The following is a 1739-nucleotide window of genomic DNA, read 5'->3' on the forward strand; positions in this document are numbered from 1 at the left end:
CCGGGCGCGCGCTTGCTGCCGGCCGTGGCGGTAACGTTCTGCGTCGTGCTGGCGCTTTGCAATTCCGAGGCCTGGCTGCGCTGGTACCCCGTGATGGTCAATGCGATGATGCTTGCCATCTTCGGCACAAGCCTGCGCGTCGGCCGTCCCGTGGTTGAACAAATCGCCCGCCTGCGCCATCCAAGCCTGCCGCCCGAGGGCGTGCGCTATACGCGCAATGTCACGCGCGCATGGTGCCTGTTTTTTGCGGGCAATGGCGCCGTTGCCGCGGCCCTGGCCGCCTGGGCGCCCTGGAGCTGGTGGGTCGCCTACAACGGCGCCATCAGCTATGGCTTGATGGGCCTGCTGATGGCAGGTGAATGGCTGCTGCGCCCGGCAGCCGCGAAGGCAGTTTGAGCCATGCGCTGGACACCGCCTGAACACCTGCTGTTGCCAGACGCAGCCGCCCACGACGTCCTGCTGGCCGACGATCCCCCCTTGACGCGCGCGTCTTTCGCGCAGGCCAGCCTGCACGTGGCCGGCGCCTTGCAGGCACGCGCGCCGCGCCGCCTGGCGCTGTGGTTTGACGACGCCGTGGCGCTGGCCATCGCGCTGTACGCCTGCTGGCGGGCCGACGTCATCGCCGTCCTGCCCGGCGATGCGCAACCCGCCACCTGCGCCACGCTGGACGCGGATGTGGACGCCTGGCTGACCGACGCCGCCCTGCCCGTGCCGGCCTTTCGCCAATGGCGGCTGGACGGCTTGCAAGGCCACCCGCCCCTTGCGCCCGCCAGCCTGGACCCGTCGCGCACCGTGGTGTTGTGCACGTCGGGCTCCAGCGGCGCGCCCAAGCCGCTGCACAAGCAATGGCGGCAACTGTCGGCCGAGGTCCACGCCTTGCAGCGACAATGGCCGGAACCGGACACGCCCGTGCTGGGCAGCGTATCGGCCCAGCATATGTACGGCCTGCCGTTTCGCGTGCTGTGGCCGCTGTGCGCCGGCCGCCTGATCGACCGCCTTCAGCGCCACTATCCCGAGGAATTGCAGCAAGCCAGCCTGCGCTATCCGTCCTTCACCTGGATAGCCAGCCCCGCCATGCTGCGGCGGCTGGGCCAACGGCTGGACTGGGCGCAACTGCGCGGCCGACTGCTGCGCATTCATTCGTCGGGCGGTGCGCTGCCATTGCGGGTATCCGACGACATCGAACGCGAACTTGGCCTGCGTCCCACCGAAATCTATGGCAGCTCGGAAACCGGCGCGGTTGCGTGGCGCACCGGCGCGTCTGACTGGCAAGCCCTGCCCGGCGTTGCGCTCAGCACAGGCGCCGACGGCGCGCTGCGCGTGCAGTCGCCCTGGGTCAACGCCGCCGACGAACACACTTCGGATGGCGCCCGGCTGACCGGCAGCGGCTTTGAATTGCTGGGCCGCCTGGACCGCATCGTCAAGATCGAAGAAAAACGGATCTCGTTGCCGATGCTGGAACAGGCGCTGATGCGCCATGGGTATGTGTCCGATGCGCGGGTGGGCATCGCGAGCGGCGCTACGCGCCTGACCGGGCTGATCGCGCTGTCGGGCGCGGGCCTGCATCTGCTGCGCAACCAGGGCCGCAAGACGCTGGTGGACGCGCTGCGCACGCATCTGGGCACGGGTTTTGAGTCCCTGGCCATACCGCGTTCGTGGCGGCTTTTCAGGCATCTGCCCACCAATGCGCAGGGCAAGCTGCCGCAGGCATTGTTCGACGCGGCGGCGGGCCCGCGCCC

General features: G+C 69.4%; 2 protein-coding genes. Both read left to right on the forward strand.

Annotation, left to right across the window (positions count from 1 at the left end; all coding sequences use genetic code 11):
- Window positions 1–396, forward strand: a 396-nt coding sequence (locus ACNPP0_RS17495; RefSeq protein WP_448706564.1) for a COG4648 family protein, incomplete at its 5' end; no start/stop codon positions are given.
- 3 nt (window positions 397–399) lie between these two features.
- A partial coding sequence (locus tag ACNPP0_RS17500; protein ID WP_448706565.1) for an AMP-binding protein occupies window positions 400–1739 on the forward strand: 1340 nt, incomplete at its 3' end.

The organism is Achromobacter semiaridum (assembly GCF_053543755.1).